Genomic DNA, 18,704 nt, shown 5'->3' on the forward strand with positions numbered 1-18,704 from the left:
ACTGTCCGACTTGCGCGGGCCCGCCCAAAATGGTGTAAGGCCCGCGAATTCCCATTCCTCTCGCAGGTTGTGTGCAAGCTATGGCCAAAGCCGCCTCGAAGCCCAATAAAACTCCAGCGAAATCAAAGTCTTCCGCCAAGGCGAAAGCCGCGCCGGCGGCCCGCAAGACGCTTGCCAAGAGCGCACCCAAGCCGGTCGCCAAAACGGCCGCGAAGGCTGCTGCCAAGCCGGCCGCGAAGGCTGTGACCAAGGCGGCTCTGCCGAAGGTCGCCGCGAAGCCTGCACCGAAGAAGACTGTACCGGCCAAGGCCGCGCCAGCCGCGGGCAAGGCCGGCAAATGGGTGTACACGTTCGGTGACGGCAAGGCCGAAGGCCGCACGGAGATGCGCGACCTGCTCGGTGGCAAGGGTGCGAACCTTGCCGAGATGGCCAATCTCGGCCTGCCGGTGCCTCCGGGCTTCACCATCCCGACCTCGGTCTGCACCTACTTCTACGCGCACGACAAATCCTATCCGAAGGAGTTGCAGTCGCAGGTTGAGAAGGCGCTCGACTATGTCGGCAAGTTGACCGGCAAGATCTTCGGCGATGCCAAGAACCCGCTGCTCGTCTCCGTGCGCTCCGGCGCGCGCGCCTCGATGCCGGGCATGATGGATACCGTGCTCAATCTCGGCCTCAACGACCAGACCGTGGAAGCGCTGTCGGAATTGTCGGGCGACCGCCGCTTCGCCTATGACAGCTATCGCCGTTTCATCACCATGTATTCGGACGTGGTGCTCGGCTTCGAGCATCATCACTTCGAGGAAATCCTCGACACCTTCAAGGACGGCCAGGGCTACACGCTCGATACCGACCTCGCCGCCGAGGATTGGGTCGAGCTGGTCGGCAAGTACAAGGACGCCGTCGCACGCGAGACCGGCAAGGACTTCCCGCAAGACCCGCACGATCAGCTCTGGGGCGCGATCGGCGCCGTGTTCTCATCCTGGATGAACGCGCGCGCGGTGACTTACCGCAAGCTGCACGACATTCCGGAATCCTGGGGCACCGCGGTCAACGTGCAGGCCATGGTGTTCGGCAACATGGGCGAGACTTCGGCGACCGGCGTTGCGTTCACCCGCAACCCCTCGACCGGCGAGAGCAAGCTCTACGGCGAGTTCCTGATCAACGCGCAAGGCGAGGACGTGGTGGCGGGCATCCGCACGCCGCAGGACATCACCGAGGAGGCGCGCCAGGAATCGGGCTCCGACAAGGCGTCGATGGAAGCGGCGATGCCGGAGGCCTTCAAGGAGCTGACGCGGATCTACACGCAGCTCGAGAAGCACTACCGCGACATGCAGGACATGGAGTTCACCGTCGAGCGCGGCAAGCTCTGGATGCTGCAGACCCGCGGCGGCAAGCGCACCGCCAAGGCGGCGCTGCGCATCGCCGTCGAGCTCGCCAATGAAGGCCTGATCTCGAAGAAGGAAGCGGTGACGCGCATCGATCCGGCTTCGCTCGATCAGCTGCTGCATCCGACCATCGATCCCAACGCCAAGCGCGACGTGATCGCGACCGGCCTGCCGGCATCCCCGGGTGCGGCCTCCGGCGAGATCGTGTTCTCCTCGGACGAAGCGGCCAAGCTTCAGGGCGACGGGCGCAAGGTGATTCTGGTCCGCATCGAGACCAGCCCGGAAGACATCCACGGCATGCACGCCGCCGAAGGCATTTTGACCACCCGCGGCGGCATGACCTCGCACGCGGCGGTGGTCGCGCGCGGCATGGGCAAGCCCTGCGTCTCCGGCTGCGGCACCATCCGTGTCGATTACGGCCGCGGCACCATGAGCATCGGCTCGCGCACCTTCAAGACCGGCGACGTCATCACCATCGACGGCTCGCTCGGTCAGGTGCTGGCCGGCCGCATGCCGATGATCGAGCCGGAGCTGTCCGGCGAGTTCGGCACGCTGATGGCCTGGGCCGACCAGGTCCGCAAGATCGGCGTCCGCGTCAACGGCGACACCCCCGATGACGCGCGCACCGCGATCAAGTTCGGCGCCGAAGGCATCGGCCTGTGCCGCACCGAGCACATGTTCTTCGAGGAGACGCGCATCCGCACGGTGCGCGAGATGATCCTCTCCGAGGACGAGCAGTCCCGCCGCGCGGCGCTGGCAAAACTGCTGCCGATGCAGCGCGCCGACTTCGTCGAGCTGTTCGAGATCATGAAGGGCCTGCCCGTCACGATCCGTCTGCTCGATCCGCCGCTGCACGAGTTCCTGCCGCACACCCACGCCGAGGTCGAGGAAGTGGCACGCGCCATGAATACCGACCCGCGGCGCCTGGCTGACCGCGCGCGCGAGCTCTCGGAGTTCAATCCGATGCTCGGCTTCCGCGGCTGCCGCATCGCGATCGCCTATCCGGAGATCGCCGAGATGCAGGCGCGTGCGATCTTCGAGGCGGCGGTCGAAGCCGAGAAGCGCACCGGCAAGGCCGTCGGCCTCGAGGTGATGGTGCCGCTGATCGCGACCAAGATGGAGCTCGACCTCGTCAAGGCGCGGATCGATGCGACCGCGCAGGCGGTGATGCGCGACACCAACACCAAGCTAACCTATCAGGTCGGCACCATGATCGAGCTGCCGCGCGCCTGTCTGCTCGCGGCCGAGATCGCAGAGTCGGCGGAGTTCTTCTCGTTCGGCACCAACGACCTGACGCAGACCACCTACGGCATCAGCCGCGACGACGCGGCGAGCTTCCTCGGTCCCTATGTCGCGAAGGGCATCCTGTCGGTCGATCCCTTCGTCGCGCTGGACCAGGAAGGCGTCGGCGAGCTCGTCAAGATCGGCGTCGCGCGCGGCCGCAAGACGCGGGCGAAGCTCAAGGTCGGCATCTGCGGCGAGCACGGCGGCGATCCCGCCTCCGTCGCCTTCTGCCACAACATCGGTCTCGACTACGTCTCCTGCTCGCCCTACCGGGTGCCGATCGCCCGTCTCGCAGCGGCGCAAGCCGCACTCGGCAAGGCGATCGCCAGCCAGGCGTAAGCAGAGCTAAATGCTGGAATGAGAGAGGCGGGGCCAAAACCCCGCCTCTTTTTCGTTTTCGCGATGCTCTCGCCAACCCGTCATTGCGAGCGCAGCGAAGCAATCCTGAATCTCTCCACGGCGGCAGCCTGGATTGCTTCGTCGCAAGAGCTCCTCGCAATGACGAGGTGGAAGCTCGGACAACTAGGAACCACACGCGCGTCCCGTAATGATACGCGCCAGCAAGAGTTCCTTCACCATTCGCGTTGACCTCTTGTTTACCGCTTCGCGTGACGACGCATTTACCACCGTGCGCGATCACCCCGTGAAAACGCCTGCAATCGCTTGAGTGTGCTGCACGCGCAACGCCGATTAACGCCCCGGCAACCTAAATTGGATACTTACGATAAAGATCGAATTGCACGGATGTACTGCGTTTCGATTTTTCTGGCGTAAGCGTAGCGTGAGCGTATCGATGTCTGTGTTGCGTAACCATCCGAAGGGCGCGCGGTTCGCGTCCTTCGGCATCGGTCTCTGCATCTTCGCATTGATGCCGAGAGAGACCGGCTATCAGGATATTGCCTCCCTGCTGGCGCGCCAACCCGGCGTCGCCGAGCGTTGGCAGAAGCAGGTGTTCTCTGCGGCGTCCTCGATCCAGCTCGCCACCTACAGCTTTTCCCGCCCCATCGGCACCTCGGTTCCGCAGAGCGCGATGGTTCGCCTGGCGAGCCTCGATGGCCGCGACGTCACCGGCGCGATCGGCCGCAATCCGGCGCTGCAGGCTGCGCCGCGCTACCAGGCTTCCGACTTTCCCAAGGTCGATCGCTCCATGAAGGGTGATCGCCTCGCCACCGTGACCCCGACCGAGACTCCCGAAGCGCCCGCTGCGGCGCCGGCGCAGCAAGATCCCGCGACGTCGAACAGCTCGGTGTTCGGCGCCAAGACTGCCGCGCTGCCGCAGGCGATGTCGCCGGAATCCGCGGCCGCGCTCGATCCCGAGCTGCAGGAAGCACTCCGCGCGCCGCCGCTGCCGCAGTATTCCAATCCACCGCGCGCCAGTGACGCGGCGCGCGCGCTCGCGACCGCGCCGCTCGAGGCGCTTAAGCGGACCACTGCGCCGACGACGCCGGTGCGGGATCCGTTCAGCGTCAAGACCTCCAACCTGTTCTTTGGCAGTTCCTCGCTCGGCGGCAATCTCGAAAGCATCGAGAGCTGGCAGCCCGGCGCCGAGCCGCTGATCGTGATGCCAGATCCCGACATGAAGGTGACGGCCTCGCTGTCGCCGCCCACAGTGGACATCGCCAAGGATATCGAGAGCGGCGAGAGCGTCGCGCCGAAGGGCGAGGTCAACGCCGACAACCAGCGCGCCAGATCGCCGGCGGAGCGTCTCGCGCTCGACGACAAGTCGCGCGCGAAGTCCGAGAAGTGCCTTGCGGAAGCCGTCTATTTCGAGTCGCGCGGCGAGGCCGTGCGCGGCCAGATGGCCGTCGCGCAAGTCGTGATGAACCGCGTGTTCTCCGGAAAATATCCCGACACCGTGTGCGGAGCAGTCTATCAGAACAAGCACCGCCATCTCGCCTGCCAGTTCACCTTCGCCTGCGACAACAATGCCGACGTGATCCGCGAGCCCGAGATGTGGGAGCGCGCCAAGAAGATCGCGAAGGCGATGCTCGACGGCCAGATCTGGCTGCCCGAGGTGGGCAAGTCCACGCACTATCATGCCTACTGGGTGCGCCCGTCCTGGGTCGCCGAGATGAAGAAGATGTACAAGACCGGCGTGCACACCTTCTATCGCCCGCGCGCCTGGGGCGACGGCAGCGAGGAACCGAGTTGGGGCACGCCAGCCCAGACCGCCGCGCTGTCGGCCGAGCTCGCGCAGGAAGCGAAGAGTTCCGCGGAAATGGGTGCGAGCGAGCGGCGCTGAGGCAATCAATCGTCGCGGCAGTGAAGGTGCGCTCCCTCTCCCGCTCGCGGGGGAGGGTCGGGGAGGGGGTGTTTCCACAGGCGAGAACCCCAGTGTGGAGAGAGCGCCCCCATCCGGCGCTTCGCGCCGACCTCCCCCGCAAGCGGGAGAGGTGCAGCCAGCCCCGGGCTCAGAGCGGTGATCTCACATCTCAATATCCAGCGCGCAATCAAAGTTCGGCGCCGAATGCGTCAGAGCGCCTGCCGAAGCGTAATCGACACCGGTCGCCGCGATGGCCGCGATCGAGTCCAGCGTGACGCCACCGGACGCCTCCAGCTTGAGACGACCCTCGTTGATCCGCACCGCCTCGCGCAGCGTCGCAAGGTCCATGTTGTCGAGCAGCACGGCTTCGGCAAGTCCGGTATCGAGCACCTCGCGCAATTGCGCCAGCGTATCGACCTCGATCTCGATCTTGACGAGATGGCCGGCGTGGGCGCGGGCGCGCTCCAGCACCGCACCGATGCCGCCGGCGACCGCGATGTGGTTGTCCTTGATCAGGATCGCATCGTCGAGGCCGAAGCGGTGGTTGAAGCCGCCGCCGCAGCGCACCGCGTACTTCTCCAGCGCGCGCAGCCCCGGCGTGGTCTTGCGCGTGCAGCAGATGCGCATTTTCGTGCCTTCGGTGCGGGCGACATAGTCGGCCGTGAGCGTCGCGACGCCCGACAGGCGGCCGACGAAATTCAGCGCGGTCCGCTCCGCCGTAAGAATGGCACGCGCCGGCCCCGAGATCGTCAGCACCTGCTGTCCGCGGACAACGCGTGCGGCGTCACGGACGTGCGCGCGCACGTCGATGTCGGGCGAGAGCTTCTGCAACGTCGCCAGCGCCAGCGGCAGGCCTGCGATCACGCCGGACTGGCGCGCGACCAGAATGGCTTGCGCCCTGGTCGCTTCCGGGATCGTCGCCAGCGAGGTGATGTCGCCGGCGCGGCCGAGGTCCTCGTCGAGCGCGCGCTGCACCGCTTCGTCGATCGCAAGCGGCGAGAGAAAGGCGTCGGGATAGAGCAGGGAGGTGGGGGTAATCATGGCAAACTCCGTCAGGCGATCATGGGTTGCGCAACGCGCGGCCGGGAACTCAGGCTCTCCGCGATCTCGCGCACCGCGGCGAGTGTCGTCATCGTTCGCCGCGCCTGCGCAGGGACGTCAGCGGGATGGTCGGAGCGGAAATGCGCGCCGCGACTCTCGCGCCGGCTCCACGCCGAGGCGGCAACGAGCAGGGCGGACGTCGCCATATTGCGCAGCGCGAGGCTGGTTGCCTCGCGTTCGAGCACGGCGAAGTGGTGCACGGCCTCGGTGAGGCCGTCGCCCTTGCGGATCACGCCGAGATGGGCGCTCATCATCGCGCGCAGCCGCTTCCCGGCCAGAGCATCCGGCGTGCCGCCGCGCGGTGTCACCAATGCGTCGGGGAGGCGGGCGGGCGCGGGGATCGAGCGGCCGGCGATGTCGTCGGCGATGCGCGCGGCGTAGACCACCGCCTCCAGCAGCGAGTTCGAGGCGAGCCGGTTGGCGCCGTGCGCGCCGGTCGACGACACTTCGCCGCCGGCCCAGAGTCCGTCGATCGAGCTGCGGCCGCGCGCATCCACGGCGATGCCGCCCATGTGGTAGTGCGCGGCGGGCGCAATCGGGATGGCTTGCGTGGCCGGATCGATGCCGGCGGCGATGCAGCTCGCATGCACGGTCGGAAATTTGTCGGCGAAGCGCGCGCCCAGCGCCTGGCGCGCATCGAGGAAGGCGCCGCGACCGGCCGCGATCTCGGCGAATACGCCGCGGGCCACGATGTCGCGCGGCGCAAGCTCCGCGAGCGGGTGACGCGCCGGCATGAAGCGCTCGCCATTGCCGTTGATCAGCGTTGCCCCTTCACCACGCAGTGCTTCGGTCGCGAGTGGTGCGGGATCGCGGCCGACCATGATGGCGGTCGGGTGGAATTGCACGAATTCCGGATCGGCGATCACGGCACCGGCACGCGCGGCGATGGCGAGGCCGGAGCCGCTGGCTTCCATTGGATTGGTCGTCACGGCGTAGAGATGTCCGATGCCGCCGGTGGCAAGCACCACAGCGCGCGCAGCGAGCAGGAACGGTCGAGCCGTGGGATTGCCGGCTTCGCGCAGTTGAAGGCCGGCGACGGCACCGTTCTCGGCCAAGAGGGCTTCGGCGACAAGCCCTTCGATGACACGGATCGACGGCGTACGGCGCACCGCGTCGCTCAAGGCCGCGATGATCGCGGCACCGGCACCATCGCCTCGCACATGCACGATGCGCCGGGCCGAATGTGCCGCTTCGCGTCCCACGGCGAGCCTGCCTTCGAGATCGCGATCGAAGGGGACGCCATAGGTCAGGAGATCGTGGATGCGCGGCGCGGCCTCGCGCGCGATCCCAAGTGCGACCGCCTCGTCGACGAGGCCGCCGCCGACCGCGATGGTGTCGGCGGCATGCGCTTCCGGTGTGTCGCCCTCGGCCACCGCCGCGGCGATGCCGCCTTGCGCCCATGCGGATGATGCGCCCTGTCCGAGCGGCGCGGCCGAGATCAACGTCACCGGCCGCGGCGCGAGCTTCAGCGCGCAGAACAGTCCGGCAAGGCCGCCGCCGACGATGACGATATCGTCGGTGCGGGTGAGGTTGTGGATGTTGTTGGTCATTGTTCTCTCCATTCACTCTGCCGTCGTCCCTGCGAACGCAGGGACCCATACGCCGCGGCGGAAGTTGTTGTGCGAAGCTGCGCGTTGCCTCTCTTCGCCAAACATCTTCCTGTGGTCAGCGCGACGAGCGCGAGCGCTCGCGCGGGGGTCCCGGATCTGCGCTACGCTTGTCCGGGACGACAGCTGTGTGTGACGCTGCATGTGTTGTTAATTCTTCAGATTGATCATCCGCTCGACCGAGCGCCTTGCGCGATCCGCAAGTGCGGGATCGATCGTCACCTCTTCGCGGAGCGTCAGCAGGCTGTCCAAAATGTTGGCGAGCGTGATGCGCTTCATGTGCGGGCAGAGATTGCAGGGGCGCAGCATCTCGACGTCAGGCAGCTCGGCGCGCACATTGTCGGCCATCGAGCATTCCGTGATCATCACCAGCCGCCGCGGCCGCTTTTCGCGCACCCAGTTGATCATGTGCGCGGTCGAGCCGGTGAAGTCGGCTTCCGCCAGCACGTCCGGCGGACATTCGGGATGTGCGATGATCTGCACGGACGGATCGGCCTCGCGAAAGGCGCGCAGCTCTTCGCCCTTGAAGCGCTCGTGCACCTCGCAGGCGCCTTTCCAGGCGATGATCTTCACGTCGGTCTTCGAGGCCACGTAAGTGGCGAGATAGCGATCGGGCAGGAAGATCACGCTTGGCGCGTTCAGGCTCTCGACCACCTGCACCGCGTTCGAGGAGGTGCAGCAGATGTCGACCTCGGCTTTCACCTCCGCCGAGGTGTTGATGTAGGCGACGACAGGCACGCCCGGAAATTTTTCGCGGAGCAGGCGCACGTCGGCGCCGGTGATGCTGGCGGCCAGCGAGCAGCCGGCGCGCGAATCCGGGATCAGCACCGTCTTGTCCGGGTTGAGCAGTTTTGAGGTCTCCGCCATGAAGTGCACGCCGCACTGCACGATGACATTGGCCTCCACCTTGGTGGCCTCGACCGCGAGCTGCAGCGAGTCGCCACCAATGTCGGCGACGCAGTGGAAGATCTCCGGCGCCTGGTAGTTGTGGGCGAGGATCACCGCACCCCGCGCTTTCTTCAGGTCGTTGATCGCCTTGATCGTCGGCGCCATCAGCGGCCACTCGATCGGGGGGATGACGTGCTTCACGCGCTCATAGAGCGGGGCGGTGGCGCGTTCGATCTCCGCCGTCCATCCCAGCGAAGGCGTCGGCAGCGCGCGCGCTGTGGGCGCTGGTGCGGGGCGGGGAGAGGAGGCGAGATGGCCCTGCGGCCGGTTGGCAAAATCGTCTGGACCGTAGATTTCAGTGATCGGCATTAGAGCCTCCCTCGTATGTCATTTATACTCAATATGAGTATATGTAGGGCCTGAGTAATCCGGCCGAGGGGCCGGAGCGGGTTTCATCGATCCTCATATATGCTCAATATGAGTAAATCAAAAGTAGCACGCTCTGCCGAGGACGGCTAGGTCCTGCCGCACACAATCTCGTCAGGTCGTCGTCCGACGCGTCTGGCGAAGGCCAGATTGAAACGCAATGCTCCCGCGGCAGCCCCTCGTGGAATGCAACCGTTTTTGATTTGGGATTTTCATGCAAATGCATTAAATGACGCATTCGCGGCCGCCTCTTTGCGAATCCGCCAATGACAGACGGGGAAATACCATGTCGACATCAGTGGGCGAACTCGCTCCGGCCTCACGTTCCTCCAGCTGGCGTACCCCCGCCGTCATCATTTTGTGCGGCTGCGCGATCGGCATGCTCGGCTTTGGCCCGCGCTCGGCGCTCGGTTTCTTCGTGCAGCCGATGAGCCATGAATTCTCCTGGGGCCGCGACGTGTTTGGCCTCGCCATCGCCTTTCAGAATTTGCTGTGGGGACTGGGTCAGCCCATCGCCGGCGCGGTCGCCGATCGCTTCGGCCTGTTCCGGGTGATGTGCGTCGGGGCGCTGCTCTATGCCGGCGGCCTCTTGCTGATGCGCTATTCCTCGACGCCGCTGTCGCTCAACATCGGTGCCGGCGTCATGGTCGGCTTCGGACTCGCCGGCTGCTCGTTCAATCTGGTGCTGTCGGCATTCACCAAGCTGCTGCCGGCCGAAAAGCGCGGCCTCGCGCTCGGTGCCGGCACGGCCGCGGGATCATTCGGGCAGTTCCTGTTCGCACCGATCGGCGTCGCGTTGATCGACAATTTCGGCTGGCAGCAGGCCCTCTCCGTGTTCGGCTTCCTGATGCTGCTGATCATCCCGCTGTCACTGGCGCTCTCGACGCCGCCGGCTGCAACTACGGCCAGTGCGACGCCGGCGGATGAGCAGACCATCACCAGGGCGCTCGCCGAAGCCTTCGGTCACCGCTCCTATGTGCTGCTGGTGCTCGGCTTCTTCACCTGCGGATTCCAGCTCGCCTTCATCACTGTGCATCTGCCGGCCTTCCTGGTCGATCGCGGCATCTCGACGCAAACCGGAGGCTGGGTGATCGCGGCGATCGGCCTGTTCAACATCATCGGCTCGCTCAGCGTCGGCTATCTCCAGAACTCGCTACCCAAGCGCTACATCCTCTCGGCCATCTACTTCACGCGTGCGCTCGCAACCCTCGCCTTCATTTCGTTCCCGATCACGCCGTTCTCGGCGATCGCGTTCGGTGCTGTCTCCGGCCTGACCTGGCTGTCCACGGTGCCCCCGACCTCGGCGCTGGTGGCGCTGATGTTCGGCACGCGCTGGCTTGCGACGCTGTACGGCTTTGCCTTCGTCAGCCATCAGGTCGGCGGCTTCCTCGGTGTCTGGTTAGGGGGCATCGTCTTCGAACGCTTCGGTTCCTATACGCCGATCTGGTGGCTCTCGATCCTGTTCGGCGTGCTTTCCGCGCTGATCAATCTTCCGATCGTGGAGAAACCTGTCGTTCGGGCGGTTGCGCAGCCTGCCTGATCGGCTAAACATCCCGGTCAAACCAGTCAGGGAGTTCAGCTGTGGCCACATTCAAGGCGATCCGGATCGACAAGGCGGACAAGGGCACCACTGCCGCGCTGACGCAGTTCGATGAAGCCGAACTGATGGACGGCGACGTCACCGTCCGCGTGGAATGGTCGACGCTGAACTACAAGGACGGCCTCGCGCTCACCGGCAAGGCGCCGGTGGTGCGCCGCTTCCCGATGATCGCCGGCATCGACTTCGCCGGCACGGTCGAGCAATCCTCGCATCCGCAATGGAAAGCGGGCGACAAGGTCGTCTGCACCGGCTGGGGCATGGGCGAGACCCATCTCGGCGCCTATGCCGAGATGGCACGGGTGAAGGGCGACTGGCTGGTCGCCTTGCCGCAAGGCCTGTCGGCCCGCGATGCCATGGCAATCGGTACCGCCGGCTTCACTGCGATGCTCTCGGTGCTGGCACTCGAGAAGCACGGTCTCTCGCCGAAGAGCGGCCCTGTGGTGGTGACGGGTGCTGCCGGTGGCGTCGGCTCGGTCGCCACCGCCGTGCTCTCGAAGCTCGGCTACCACGTCATCGCCTCGACCGGCCGAGCCTCGGAGGCCGACTATCTGAAGCATCTCGGAGCAGCCGAAATCATCGACCGCAACGAATTGTCGGCGCCGGCTAAGCCGATCGCTAAGGAGCGCTGGGCGGGTGGCGTCGACAGCGTCGGCTCGACCACGCTGGCGAATCTGCTCTCGATGACGAAATACGGCGGGGCCATCGCGGCCTGCGGCCTGGCCGCTGGCATGGACCTGCCGTCATCCGTCGCGCCCTTCATTTTGCGCGGGGTGTGCCTTCTCGGCATCGATTCCGTGATGTGCCCGATCGAGCCGCGGAAAGCCGCCTGGCAGCGCCTGGCGTCAGATCTTGATCGGACTAAACTATCTGAAATCACTCACGAAATTCCTCTTGATCAGGTACCGGAGTGGGGCGCAAAAATCCTGGCCGGCCAGGTCCGCGGCCGCATCGTGGTAAAAATTGTCTAACGGCGTTCAGACTTTACCAACCAAGCTGCTTCAATGTCGCCATGGTTAGTATGGTAAGCAGCGGGTAAAGAGATAAGGCATCGCCCGCCGCGGGGGTTAGTTCGGAGTTGAGCATGCTTGCGCGTATTGTGTTGGGGGCTGTCACGGCGGCAGCAACGTTTGCGCCGGCCCTTGCCGGAAGCATGAACGCCGACGAGGCGCGTCGCTTCGTGGCAGGCAAAGTGTTTGCCTTCACCTGTTTCGACGGCACCCGCGGCGCGGGCCGCATCCTGGACGATCTCGGCGCCGCCGGTGCGGTGCAGTTCTCCGGCGCGGGCCCGGTCAAGCATCTCCGCCTGCCCGGCAATACGCTCCAGATCCGTGGCCAGAATGTCTGCGCCTCGATCAAGGGCATTCCATTCGAGCCTTGTTTCAACCTGGAAAAGACCGACGATCGCAGCTTCCGCGGCTCGGTGTCGGGGATGGGCTTCGCCTATTGCGACTTCCATCACCAGGGTGGCAACCAGATGCTGATGGCGCGCGCTGCGGCGCGTCCGCGCTCGCTGCACAGGACAGAGCACACCGGTTCCGTCGGCGCGTCCAACACCGAAGTTGCCGCGCGCGTCGAGACGCCGCGTGTCGAGAGCAGCCGGCTCGAGCCGGTGAAGTCGGAGCCCGCCAAGAACGAGGGCCCGCTGGAGCTGCGCCGTTCCACCCAGTGAGTCGGCTGCGCGGGACGGTCCGCGCACTTTGTTGTTGAAGACGTTCATCGAACGCCAAGCCGCCGCGCCGTAGTCATACGGACGGCGGCTTTCATGCGTTGGTAGCTGTTCGCGCGCCAGTTTGCGGACGGCCGGGGGGCGCGGCCCGATAAAAGGGTTCAACGATGTCGCTGTACTTTTTCCGCATCAGCACCGGTCGCTATTCCGGCGCCGCCGACCAGCCGTACGAATTCGAGGACCGCACAGCCGCCTGGACCGAGATGACCGAGGTCTGCGCCAATCTGCTCGGCGGCATCGCGCGCAGCCTGAAGCCGAACGCCGAGTGGTGCATGGAGCTGCTCGACGAGGACAAGAAGCCGGTCTTCCGCATCAGTCTCGTCGGTGAGAGCGTAACGCAGCGGGGCGGGGGTCCTATCACTGCGTGTGATTAACCTGTTAAGCGCGCATACCGTGCTGAAATTCAAGGGGTTTTCCTACCGATCCCGTATTTGCCGGGAGGCCGCGTTAACCAAATTGGAATGGTGAACGCATACTTTTTGGACAAGGGCGATCAACGCCGAGGGCGGCTGGCAATGACTCGGCCGCGCATTCCCTAGGGGAAGCATGCCGATGTTGAGCCTCGTTCAGAATTTGCGGATTGGGACCAAGCTGGCGATCTCATCGGCGGTCGGCATCCTCCTGGTCCTCGCGATGATAGCAGGTCAGGTGATCGGAAACGGCAACGTGCGCCGGTCCAGCCAGACGGCGTCCGAGCAGCAGGAGCTCGCACGCGAGGCAGTCGAATCCAAGCTCGCGGCGCGCGCCATGCAGCTCGCCGCACGCGACATCCGCCTCGCCAATAATTCAGATGGACTGCAGAAGGCGCGCGACGCGCTGGTCGAACGCGCCGGTCATTTGGTGAAGGTTGCCGACGCAATGCTCACGCTCTCGCACGTGCCGGAAAACCGCGCGAGGATAGAGAAGCTCAAGGTCCTCACGGCGAACTACCTCAAGGGAGCTCAGCAGCTCGCATCCGTGCGCGGTGCCGCCCTGGCTCTCACGGGTGAGGATGCCGCTACTCGCCTCGCCAAGCTCGTCGATGAGGGGACGCGTCTCGCCCGCGAGGTCACGTTGCCGATCGCAGGCGAGATAGACCAGGCTGCCAATCAGATTGCCGACGTCGCCAGGCACAGAAGCGAAGAGGAGATTGCGGCCTCCGCGCGGGAGATGGCGTCCAGCGAGCATATCGCAATAGTCATCGGCGCTTTCACGGCGCTCGTCCTCCTCGGCTCCTGGCTCACGTCGTTCCTGACCATCGCACGGCCGATCCGCGCGCTCACGGTGGCCATGGACAAGCTCGCCGGCGGCGACTTTTCCGTGGTGCTGCCCGGTCTCGGCCGCAAGGACGAGGTCGGCGGTGTCGCGGCGGCTGTCGAGAAGTTCAAGATCGTGTCCGAACAGAAGGCGCGCGAGGAGGCCGAGGCCAAGATCAGGCAGGATCAGGCTGCAGCCGTGCAACGCAAGGCCGAGATGTCCAGGCTGGCCGATGGCTTCGAGGCGGCGATCGGCGAGATCGTCGATACCGTGTCATCGGCCGCGACTGAACTGGAAGCGTCTGCGTCGACGCTCACGTCGACTGCGGCGCGCGGACAGGAACTCACCACCATGGTTGCTGCCGCCTCCGAAGAGGCGTCCACCAACGTGCAGTCGGTGGCGTCGGCGACCGAAGAGCTGTCGTCGTCGATCACGGAGATCAGCCGCCAGGTGCAGGAATCCGCGCGCGTCGCCAGCGAAGCGGTCAGCCAGGCCCGCACCACGACCGACCGCGTCGGCGAGTTGTCGAAGGCGGCGGCGCGGATCGGCGACGTGGTTGAATTGATCAACACCATCGCCGGCCAAACCAATCTCCTGGCGCTCAATGCGACCATCGAGGCCGCGCGCGCCGGCGAGGCGGGCCGCGGCTTTGCCGTCGTCGCCTCCGAGGTCAAGGCGCTCGCCGAGCAGACTGCGAAGGCGACCGGCGAGATCGGCCAGCAGATCGCCAGCATCCAGACCGCGACCGAGCATTCGGTCGGCGCCATCAGGGACATCAGCGACACCATCGAGAAGCTGTCGGAGATTTCCTCGACCATCGCGGCTGCCGTCGAAGAGCAGGGCGCGGCGACGCAGGAGATCTCCCGCAACGTGCAGCAGGCGGCGGAGGGCACCCATCAGGTGTCCTCCAACATCACCGACGTGCAGCATGGCGCGAGCGAAACCGGCTCGGCATCCTCGCAGGTGCTGGCGGCGGCGCAATCGCTGTCCGGCGACAGCAACCGCCTCAAGCTCGAGGTCGGCAAGTTTCTCGGCACCGTGCGCGCCGCCTGAACCGCGACATTCCTCGGCAGATCTGCTTGCAACCGCCGCGTGACTGCGCGGCGGTTGCGCGCGTTCGTAATTCGACGCCGCGACCCTTGGCGCGCGGGGTTAACTTTCCGGAAAAGCGACGCAGTCATGATTGCCGCAATTTCCCGGATGCTGAGTCGTCCTTCGCGTATTGCGTCTCAATCGTTGGAGCACATTCATGAGTGGCATTTCCATTCGCCTCACTCACAAGGTCATGGCGATCGGACTGTTCGGCCTCATCGGGCTCGTCGCCTTCGGCACGATCTACCAGATTGGCAGCCTCTCCCAGGACACGTCTCGCGACGCCGCCGAAGAGGCGCGCAGGCTGTCCGATCTGAACCAGCGGATCACCCATCAATTGCTCGAAGCGCGCCGGGCCGAGAAGGATTTCCAGCTTCGCCGCGATCAGTCCTATGCGAAGCGTCACGCCGAACTTGCTTCCAACATTACCCACAATCTTGATCGTCTCGGCAGCGCGACGCGTGCGGCAGGGTACGCGGCAGTCGGGGAAAAGGCGTCACTGGTCCGCACCGGGTTCGAGAGATATGTGAGCGAATTCGCGGCCGTCGAACGGGCCGAGGTCAAGCTTGGATTGAACGAGACCCTCGGGTTGTCAGGCTCGTTGCGCACGGCGGTGCACGACATCGAGACCAAGCTCAAGGACGTCGACGATCCCAGGCTCACCAGCGGCATGCTGACGATGCGTCGTCACGAGAAAGATTTCATGTTGCGCCGCGACCCGAAATACCTCGACGCCCTGAAGAAGACGGCGACGGAATTCTCCGGGCAAGTCGAGGCGTCGGCGATCCCGCCGGCCGTCAAGGCCGATATCGGCAAGAAGCTCTCCAAATACCAGGACGACTTCGTGGCGTGGGTAGCCGGCGCGCAGGATCTGGCCGCGCACGGCTCGGCGATGTCCAAGGAATTCCGCACCATCGAGCCCGTGCTCGACGAGATCGAAAAGACCGTCAGTCAGCGATATGACGCGGCGAAGGCCGCCGAAGAGTCGATGCGGGCCTCGATCAAGCTCTGGATGTGGGTCGCACTCGGATGCTCCATCCTGCTGGTGGGGAGCGTGTCCTTCTTCACCGGCCGCTCGATCTCGACCGCGCTGATCGCCATGGTGCGGTCGATGACCGGTCTGGCAAACGGTGACACCTCCGTCGTGATCCCCGGCGTCGGCCGCAACGACGAGATCGGCGAGATGGCCGGCGCAGTCGCGGTCTTCAAGATCAACATGGCGGAAGCCGAGCGACTGCGCGCCGAGCAGGCCGAAGCGGACGCGCGTGGGCGAGAGCAGCGCAAGCTCGACATGCAACGGCTCGCCGATACGTTCGAAGGCGCCGTCGGCGAGATCATCGAGACGGTGTCGTCGGCGGCAACCGAGCTCGAAGCGTCGTCGAACACGCTGACCCACGCCGCCGAGCGCGGCAATGGGCTTGCCACCGCCGTGGCGGCGGCCTCGGAGGAGGCGTCCGCCAACGTGCAGTCGGGGTCGTCCGCGAGTGAGGAATTGACCTCCTCGGTCTCCGAGATCAGCCGCCAGGTGCAGGAATCGGCGCGTGTCGCCGACGTCGCCGTCGGCCAGGCTCAGCGCACCAATGCGCGCGTCGCCGAACTGACCAAGGCGGCTTCCCGCATCGGCGACGTCGTCGAGCTGATCAACACCATCGCCGCGCAGACCAACCTCCTGGCACTCAACGCGACGATCGAAGCGGCGCGGGCGGGCGAAGCCGGCAAGGGTTTTGCGGTGGTCGCGACCGAAGTGAAGGCGCTTGCCGAGCAGACCGCGAAAGCCACCGGCGAGATCGGTCAGCACATCGGTGCGATCCAGACTGCGACAGACGAGTCCGTCGGCGCGATCAAGGAGATCGGTGACACCATCGCGAAGATGTCGGAGATCTCGTCGACCATTGCCGCTGCGGTGGAGGAACAGGGCGCCGCCACGCAGGAGATCTCCCGCAACATCCAGCACGCCGCGCAAGGCACTTCCGCAGTCTCGTCGAACATCGCCGACGTCCAGCGCGGCTCCGGCGAAACCGGGGCTGCCTCGGCGCAGGTGCATTCGGCCGCGCAGTCGCTGTCGCAGGAGAGCAACCGGCTCAAGAGCGAGGTCGCGCGCTTCCTGGAATCAGTACGGGCGGCCTGAGGCGGTCGTCCGGTGCATGTGGTGGTGCGTCGTGTTTCGCATCGCAGCACGAGGTGTCCTTGCAGCAGCAAGAGACGGTTGCGGAGAAAATAACGCCCGACGAGACCGACCCGTAGTTTTACGTAGGCTCCTGTTAACGCCTGCTTGCAATTATGGGGCGCAATCTTACGGGATAAGAACCAGCCAGCATTGTTGAACTGACCTTCGCCCGGTCGTCCGTCGTGACGCCTGCGGCGCGGGTGACGTGCGCGCTGCCAGGGTATCATCGGGATTTGTGTGATGTCGAAGTTGTCGATCGTTTTCAAGCTTCTGACCGTGCTGTCGGTCCTCGTTCTGTCGCTCGCCGGGGTCGGCGTGACGGCGATCGGCACCATGCAGAATATCAACGCTCACACGGTCGAGATTGCACAGAGCTGGCTGCCGAGCGTGCGTGCGCTCGGGTCCATGCGCGCCGACATCAACGAGCTGCGCGTCGCGCTCCGTTTGCACCTGATGCAGGACACCGCCGAAGGCAAGGAAGCCGCCGAGAAGCGGCTGGCCGGCTTGCGTGAGCGCATCGAGAAGACGCGCAAGGTCTACGAGCCGCTGATCACGGCCGCCGAAGAGCGCGCGCTCTATGAGCAATGGAGCAAGGCGTGGGGCGAATATCTGAACGGCGTGCAGGAGACGATGGCGCTGTCGCGCAAGAGCGTCGGCCGCTTCCCGACCGACGCCAACGAGATGTTGCAGACCAAGGTCGCCAAGATGGCCCAGGCCGCCGATCCCCTGCTTCAGAAGGGCATCGAGCTCAATAACCAGGGCGCCGAGCTGGAGACCAGGCAGGCGGCCGACAGCTACGCCACCATCTTCCGCGTCCTGGTCGGCATCATCGTGCTGTCGGTCGTGATCGCGATCGGCGCCGCCTATTATCTCGTGCGCGACGTCTCTCGCGGCATCGCCTCGATCATTCGTCCGATGCAGTCGCTCGGCGAAGGAGACCTCTCGGCCGAAGTGCCGCATCGCGGCGAGAAGACCGAGATCGGCTCGATGGCGGATGCGCTCCAGATCTTCAAGGAAGCGCTGGTTGCCAAGAAAGCCGCCGATGAGGCGGCCGCACGCGACGCCGAGGCCAAGATCGAACGTGGTCGCCGCGTCGATGCCATCACGCGCAATTTCGAGGCCATGATCGGCGAGGTCGTCGAGACCGTGTCGTCGGCCTCGACCGAGCTCGAGGCCTCCGCGGCCACGCTGAGCGGCACGGCGCAGCGCGGCCAGCAACTCGCAACCGTCGTTGCGGCTGCGTCCGAGGAAGCTTCCACCAATGTCCAGGCGGTCGCGTCCGCCTCGGAGGAGCTGTCGTCCTCGATCACCGAGATCAGCCGCCGCGTGCAGGATTCGGCGCGGATGGCCGCGGAAGCCGTCGAGCAGGCGGCGCGGACCAACGATCGCGTCAACGCGCTGTCGCAGGCGGCCTCCCGCATCGGCGACGTCGTCGAACTCATCAACACCATCGCCGGCCAGACCAACCTCCTGGCGCTGAATGCGACCATCGAAGCGGCGCGCGCCGGCGAAGCCGGTCGCGGCTTTGCCGTCGTCGCCTCCGAGGTCAAGGCATTGGCCGAGCAGACCGCGAAAGCGACCGGCGAGATCGGGGCGCAGGTTGCAGGCATTCAGTCTGCAACGCAGGAATCCGTCAGCGCCATCCAGGAGATCGGCGGCACCATCGAGCGGTTGTCCGAGGTGTCATCGGCCATCGCCGCCGCCGTCGAGGAGCAGGGCGCCGCGACGCAGGAGATTTCGCGCAACGTCCAGCAGGCCGCGCTCGGCACGCAGGAAGTCTCGTCCAACATCACCGACGTGCAGCGCGGCGCGATCGACACCGGCTCGGCCTCGGGCGAAGTGCTCTCGGCGGCGAAGTCGCTGGCGACCGACAGCACCCGCCTGAAGGTCGAGGTCGCGCAGTTCCTGGAATCGGTCCGCGCGGCCTGA

The 18,704-nt window shown here is 65.6% G+C and carries 12 protein-coding genes; 9 read left to right on the forward strand and 3 right to left on the reverse strand.

The features are described from left to right. Nucleotides 1-80 precede the first annotated feature (80 nt). Complete coding sequence (gene ppdK / locus BM190_RS36820) at nt 81-3,008, forward strand: pyruvate, phosphate dikinase (RefSeq protein WP_177237507.1); 2,928 nt, start codon at nt 81-83, stop codon at nt 3,006-3,008. 454 nt (nt 3,009-3,462) lie between these two features. After that, the gene (locus tag BM190_RS36825) at nt 3,463-4,911 is read left to right on the forward strand and encodes a cell wall hydrolase (RefSeq protein WP_177237508.1); all 1,449 of its coding nucleotides are present in this window, start codon (nt 3,463-3,465) and stop codon (nt 4,909-4,911) included. Nucleotides 4,912-5,094: 183 nt separating this feature from the next. Here BM190_RS36825 and nadC read toward each other — a convergent pair whose 3' ends face one another. From nadC to nadA, 3 genes are all read right to left on the reverse strand, one after another. Next, complete coding sequence (nadC, locus tag BM190_RS36830; protein WP_092262424.1) at nt 5,095-5,973, reverse strand: carboxylating nicotinate-nucleotide diphosphorylase; 879 nt, start codon at nt 5,971-5,973, stop codon at nt 5,095-5,097. 11 nt (nt 5,974-5,984) lie between these two features. Beyond that, nucleotides 5,985-7,583, reverse strand: a complete 1,599-nt coding sequence (locus BM190_RS36835) for an L-aspartate oxidase (protein WP_092262427.1) — start codon at nt 7,581-7,583, stop codon at nt 5,985-5,987. 207 nt (nt 7,584-7,790) lie between these two features. Next, nucleotides 7,791-8,897 (reverse strand): quinolinate synthase NadA, encoded by a 1,107-nt coding sequence (gene nadA / locus BM190_RS36840; protein ID WP_092262431.1) that lies wholly within the window; start codon nt 8,895-8,897, stop codon nt 7,791-7,793. A gap of 343 nt (nt 8,898-9,240) precedes the next feature. Between nadA and BM190_RS36845 the strand changes: the two genes are divergently transcribed. From BM190_RS36845 to BM190_RS36875, 7 genes are all read left to right on the forward strand, one after another. Next, the gene (locus BM190_RS36845) at nt 9,241-10,494 is read left to right on the forward strand and encodes an MFS transporter (RefSeq protein ID WP_092262434.1); all 1,254 of its coding nucleotides are present in this window, start codon (nt 9,241-9,243) and stop codon (nt 10,492-10,494) included. Nucleotides 10,495-10,535: 41 nt separating this feature from the next. Further along, nucleotides 10,536-11,522, forward strand: a complete 987-nt coding sequence (gene acuI, locus BM190_RS36850; RefSeq protein ID WP_092262437.1) for an acrylyl-CoA reductase (NADPH) — start codon at nt 10,536-10,538, stop codon at nt 11,520-11,522. A gap of 113 nt (nt 11,523-11,635) precedes the next feature. Continuing rightward, entirely contained in the window at nt 11,636-12,223 is a 588-nt protein-coding gene (locus BM190_RS36855; protein ID WP_092262441.1) for a hypothetical protein, read from the forward strand. Nucleotides 12,224-12,387: 164 nt separating this feature from the next. Continuing rightward, a complete protein-coding gene (locus tag BM190_RS36860; RefSeq protein ID WP_092262444.1) occupies nt 12,388-12,654 on the forward strand; it encodes a DUF6894 family protein in 267 nt (88 codons plus the stop codon). Nucleotides 12,655-12,832: 178 nt separating this feature from the next. Further along, nucleotides 12,833-14,569 carry a methyl-accepting chemotaxis protein gene (locus tag BM190_RS36865; RefSeq protein ID WP_092262613.1) on the forward strand — a complete coding sequence of 579 codons (1,737 nt, stop codon included), beginning with the start codon at nt 12,833-12,835 and terminating at the stop codon, nt 14,567-14,569. 196 nt (nt 14,570-14,765) lie between these two features. Next, entirely contained in the window at nt 14,766-16,736 is a 1,971-nt protein-coding gene (locus tag BM190_RS36870; protein WP_092262446.1) for a methyl-accepting chemotaxis protein, read from the forward strand. Between the two features lie 279 nt (nt 16,737-17,015). Continuing rightward, complete coding sequence (locus BM190_RS36875; protein ID WP_177237509.1) at nt 17,016-18,704, forward strand: methyl-accepting chemotaxis protein; 1,689 nt, start codon at nt 17,016-17,018, stop codon at nt 18,702-18,704.

This window comes from Bradyrhizobium sp. Rc3b (genome assembly GCF_900114915.1).
Lineage (GTDB): Bacteria > Pseudomonadota > Alphaproteobacteria > Rhizobiales > Xanthobacteraceae > Bradyrhizobium.